The 5,096-nt window shown below is 61.8% G+C and carries 6 protein-coding genes; 1 reads left to right on the forward strand and 5 read right to left on the reverse strand.

Going from position 1 to position 5,096, the window contains the following annotated elements:
* The 5 genes from MOV61_RS28155 to MOV61_RS28175 form a co-directional block, all read right to left on the reverse strand.
* Positions 1 to 490 (reverse strand): enoyl-CoA hydratase-related protein (locus tag MOV61_RS28155; protein WP_247138958.1); only part of this gene is annotated, 490 nt, incomplete at its 3' end.
* 141 nt (positions 491 to 631) lie between these two features.
* Positions 632 to 1,840, reverse strand: a complete 1,209-nt coding sequence (locus tag MOV61_RS28160; protein WP_247138959.1) for an acetyl-CoA C-acetyltransferase — start codon at positions 1,838 to 1,840, stop codon at positions 632 to 634.
* A 51-nt stretch (positions 1,841 to 1,891) separates the two neighbouring features.
* Positions 1,892 to 2,221 carry a type II toxin-antitoxin system PemK/MazF family toxin gene (locus tag MOV61_RS28165; protein WP_040124486.1) on the reverse strand — a complete coding sequence of 110 codons (330 nt, stop codon included), beginning with the start codon at positions 2,219 to 2,221 and terminating at the stop codon, positions 1,892 to 1,894.
* Positions 2,221 to 2,478 carry an AbrB/MazE/SpoVT family DNA-binding domain-containing protein gene (locus MOV61_RS28170; protein WP_040125728.1) on the reverse strand — a complete coding sequence of 86 codons (258 nt, stop codon included), beginning with the start codon at positions 2,476 to 2,478 and terminating at the stop codon, positions 2,221 to 2,223. The genes MOV61_RS28165 and MOV61_RS28170 overlap by 1 nt, the downstream gene beginning before the upstream one ends.
* Before the next feature lie 55 nt (positions 2,479 to 2,533).
* The gene (locus MOV61_RS28175; RefSeq protein WP_247138960.1) at positions 2,534 to 4,327 is read right to left on the reverse strand and encodes an acyl-CoA dehydrogenase C-terminal domain-containing protein; all 1,794 of its coding nucleotides are present in this window, start codon (positions 4,325 to 4,327) and stop codon (positions 2,534 to 2,536) included.
* A 493-nt stretch (positions 4,328 to 4,820) separates the two neighbouring features.
* Between MOV61_RS28175 and MOV61_RS28180 the strand changes: the two genes are divergently transcribed.
* On the forward strand, positions 4,821 to 5,096 hold a 276-nt coding region (locus MOV61_RS28180), incomplete at its 3' end, for a hypothetical protein (RefSeq protein ID WP_247138961.1).

Consider the following 5,096-nt stretch of genomic DNA (forward strand, 5'->3'; position numbering starts at 1 on the left):
TGCCGCCGGCGCCCGGGAAGATGCCGACCTTGACTTCCGGAAGCGCGATTTTCACCGACTTGGAATTGGCAGCGACGCGGCCGTGGCAGGCGAGCGACAGCTCGAACGCTCCGCCCATGCAGGTGCCGTTGATCGCCGAGACCCAGGGCTTGCCGTTCAACTCGACCTTGCGCCACAGCCACGACATGCGGCCGGCGGCATCGAACAGCTTTTGCGCGGCGGTGGCCGGGTCCTTCGCCTGTTCCTCGGCGAGCATCGAGAACATCGACTTGATCATGGTAAGATCGGCGCCGCCGGAGAAGGACGACTTGCCCGACGTGAAGACGACGCCCTTGACGGCCGCATCCGCGACAGTCGCATCGACGATCGCCTCGATCTCGTCCATCACCTCCATGGTGAAGACGTTCATGGATTTGTCGGGCATGTCCCAGGTAACGAGAGCAATGCCGTCCGCGTCGGTTTCGACGGTGAAGTTCTTGTAGGTTCTCATGATGGGATTTCCTCTTCCCTGAAATTTCTGTGGCGCTCGCCTGGCCCTCTTGCCTCTCCGTCATCCTCGGGCTTGACCCGAGGATCCACCCCCGGGGCCGTGGATGGTCGGGTCAAGCCCGACCATGACGGAGGAGAGGCATCAGACCCGTTCGATAATCGTCGCGGTGCCCATGCCGGCGCCGATGCAGAGCGTGACCAGCGCGGTGTTGAGATCGCGGCGTTCCAGCTCGTCCAGGACGGTGCCCAAAATCATCGCGCCAGTGGCGCCGAGCGGGTGGCCCATGGCGATGGCACCGCCGTTGACGTTGATCTTGTCGTGGCTGATCTCGAAGGCCTGCATATAGCGCAGCACAACGGCGGCGAAGGCTTCGTTGAGCTCGAAGAGGTCGATATCGGCAATCTTCATGCCGGAGCGCGCGAGCAGCTTTTCGGTGACGTCGACCGGGCCGGTCAGCATCAGCGCCGGATCGGAGCCGATATTGGCGAAGTGGCGGATGCGGGCGCGGGGCTTGAGGTTCATGGCTTCACCGCCGGCCTTGGAGCCGATCAGCACGGCTGCCGCACCATCGACGATGCCCGAGGAATTGCCGGCGTGGTGGACGTAATTGATCCGCTCGATTTCCGGATGGGCCTGGATGCCGACCGCTTCGAAACCGCCCATCTCGCCCGGCATCTGGAACGACGGGTTGAGCGAGGCCAGCGACTGCATGTCGGTGGTCGGCCGCATGTGCTCGTCGCGGTCGAGGATGGTCAGGCCGTTCTGGTCCTTGACCGGAATGACCGAGTTCTTGAAGTAACCGGCGTCCCAGGCCCTGGCTGCGCGCCTCTGGCTCTCGACGGCATAAGCGTCGACATCGTCACGGGAAAAACCGTATTTGGTGGCGATCAGGTCGGCCGAGACGCCCTGCGGCATGAAGTAGGCGGGGAAGTTGACGGACGGGTCCATGTACCAGGCGCCGCCGGACATGCCCATGCCGACCCGCGACATGCTCTCGACGCCGCCGGCGATGACGATGTCGTCGGAACCGGCCGCGATTTTGCCGGCCGCAAGATTGACCGCATCGAGGCCCGAGGAGCAGAAACGGGAAATCTGCATGCCGGGCGCCCTGGTGGAATACCCGGCCTCGAAGGCAGCGGCCTTGGGGATGACGGCGCCGGCATCCATGACCGGATCGACGCAACCCATGATGATGTCGTCGACATAAGACGTGTCGAGGGCGTTGCGGTCGCGGATCACTTCCAGCGTCTTGGCGGCGAGGCGCACGGACGGCACTTCGTGCAGCGCCCCATCCTTCTTGCCGCGACCGCGCGGCGTGCGGACGTGGTCGTAAATGAAGACTTCGGTCATGGTGTCATCTCCCTGGGTGGCGCTGGGCGCCGTCATTTCTTCGCTGATCTGCTATTCGAAAAACGTACTGATCCGAGCCAAAACTTCATCCATGATGAAGTCGGGAACCCGCTCCACAAAGCGGGCGCCACGAGCTTTCAGATCGACCGCCCGCAACTGGTTGCACAGGACAACGCCCGAACTCCGGGTGCCCGCACCAGACAAGGAAACCGCAAACCCTTGAAAACGGGCAAACTGCCCACCGGTGGTGATCGGCACGATGACGGGCGTTCCGACATTGTTGAAGCTCTTCTGAGTGACGATCAACGCGTAGCGAGAGCCCGCCTGTTCGCGTCCCTTTATTGGCTCCAGATCCACATGCCAGATGTCGCCACGCTCCATCAGATGATCTCCCGACCAACGGGCGGATCGTTAAGCCATTCCAAATCCTCCTCCGTAAATGGCGCATCCAGATCGCACTGGGCGAGAAGCTCATCCAGAGTGTATTTCGGCCGGGTTTGCGGCGATGCCACGATCCGTCCGCCTTCGGCCGAAACCTCCAGCTTCGTATTGGCCGATAGGCCGAGCTCTTCCAGCACCGGCTTCGGGATCGCCATCATCACCGAGCCGCCAACGTTTCGCAAAGTCGAGGATGCCATTTCTGCCTCCATAGGAAAGTTATATCCGTGTATAACTTTTCCCCGTCTCTAGCAATCAAAACGCGTCGGCGGCGAGTTCCATCACGCTGTCGGCGCCGGCTTCGATGCGGACTTTGCGCATCGCGGTTTCCGGCATGATCTTTTCCATGAAGAACTTCGCCGTCACCAGCTTGTTCTTCAGGTAGTCGGCGCGGGCGTCGCCGGCGGCAAGTCCGCTCTGCGCCGCCTTGGCGATCTTGGCCCACATGTAGCCGAGCGTCACGATCCCGAAGAGGTGCATATAGTCGGTCGAACCGGCGCCGGCATTGTCGGGCTTGGCCATGGCGTTCTGCATGAACCACATGGTGGAGGCCTGCAGGTCGTTCAAGCCCTTCTTGAGACCCTTGGTGAAGGGAGCCATATTCTCGTCGGAACGGTTCTCTTCGCAGAAGTCGCCGATCTCCTTGAACATCGCCATCACGGCGCGGCCGCCGTTCAGCGCCAGCTTGCGGCCGACGAGGTCGAGCGCCTGGATGCCGTTGGCGCCTTCGTAGATCATGGTGATGCGGGCATCACGGACATACTGGCTCATGCCGTGTTCCTCGATATAACCGTGGCCGCCAAACACTTGCTGGGCCATCACGGCATGCTCGAAGCCCTTGTCGGTCATCACGCCCTTGAGGATCGGGGTCGCGAGGCCGAGGAGATCGTCGGCGTTCTGGCGCTCGGCCGCATCCGGAGAGCGGTGGGCGATATCGGATTTCAGCGCGGTCCACAGCAGGAAGGCGCGGCCGGCCTCGTTGAAGGCGCGAATGGTCATCAGCGAGCGGCGGATATCCGGATGAACGATGATCGGGTCGGCCTTTTTATCCGGCGCCTTGGTACCGGAGAGCGAGCGACCCTGGATACGCTCGCGGGCATAGGCGACGGCGTTCTGGTAGGCCGTCTCGGCGATCGACAGGCCCTGCAGGCCGACGCCGAGGCGGGCCTCGTTCATCATCACGAACATGGCCGCCAGGCCTTTGTTTTCAGCGCCGATCAGATAACCGGTCGCCTCGTCATAGTTCATGACGCAGGTGGAGTTGCCGTGGATGCCCATCTTGTGTTCGATCGCACCGCAGGTAGCGCCGTTGCGCTTACCCAGCGATCCATCGGCATTGACCATGAACTTCGGCACGATGAAGAGCGAGATGCCCTTGGTGCCCTCCGGCGCGCCTTCGATGCGGGCGAGCACCAGATGGACGATATTGTCGGTCATGCCGTGTTCGCCGGCCGAGATGAAGATCTTCTGGCCGGAAATCTTGTAGGAGCCATCGGCCTGCGGCGCCGCCTTCGAGCGCAGAAGGCCGAGATCGGTGCCGCAATGGGGTTCGGTGAGGTTCATGGTACCCGACCAGGTACCTGCAACCATGTTCGGCAGGTATGTCCTCTTCTGCTCGTCGGAACCATGCACGAGGATCGCGGCGATCGCGCCCTGGGTCAGGCCCGGATACATCATCAGCGACATGTTGGCCGACGACATGTATTCGCCGACGGCGGCATGCAGCGTGTAGGGCAGGCCCTGGCCTCCGAATTCCTCCGGCACGGCAAGGCCGATCCAGCCAGCCTGGCAATACTGGTCATAGGCCTGCTTGAAACCCTTCGGCACCGAGACCGTGCCATCGTCGTGACGGGTACAGCCTTCCTGGTCGCCGGAGAGGTTCAGCGGGAAGAGCACGTCTTCGGCCACCTTGGCGGCCTCTCCGATGATCGCCTCCAGCATGTCCGGAGTGGCATCGGCAAAGCCCGGCAGGTTGCCGTAGCGTTCCAGGCCGAGCACATCGTTGAGAATGAAAAGCGTATCGTTTACCGGGGCCTTGTACACGGGCATGGTCGAGCTTCCTCCAAATCCTCGTCGGTGAATTCCGCCCCGGGCCCTTGGCTCACGGGAGAATCCGCATTCTTTCTACCACAAATAATTGACGTTCGCGTAAACGTCAATTACGCGCGTCTGGAACTTTGCCGATCTCCACCGTCGCCATTCCTCCGTCCCGATCACAGTCTTAACGGGCAGAGCAGTTGCGAGGCTGGATGGGGAAAGCTGGAAGATAGGGCCGGCAGGCGCTACGTCATCACGGCAAAGCAGACCGAACGCATCGAAAAGGTTAAAATTTTCGTCCCGGTTAACGAGTTGTTTACTACGTTTAAGGAAATAGTGGGCTCTTAAGCGACGCAGTACATTTACCTCAAGACGTCCCGCGTGCGCTGAAATGGCAAGTCCTGCGTAAGGCATTTCTAATATATGGCCGAATGACGGGATGCCCTATCCCTGAACACGGCCCGTTACGAGAGCCCGCAGGTACAACGTCGAAACGAGCGAGCACATGAACGGATCACGATCGACCCCTTCCCGTCCCGGCGACCGCTCTTCCCTGGATGCGTTGAACCGCACCATCGAAGGGCTCGAGGCGCGTATCGAGGGGTTGATGTCAGGCACGTCGCGTGATGGCCAGCCGCCGAAAGCCAACGATCCGCGCCACGACCGCCGGCCGGCCGCAGCGTCCGCCTATCGCGAACCGCAATTCGCAAGCGACCCCCTTGCCGAGATCCGCGAACGCCAGCGCATGCTCGATGCCAACCGTGACCGCAGCGTACGGCCC

This window comes from Neorhizobium sp. BETTINA12A, from assembly GCF_023006485.1.
GTDB lineage: Bacteria > Pseudomonadota > Alphaproteobacteria > Rhizobiales > Rhizobiaceae > Neorhizobium.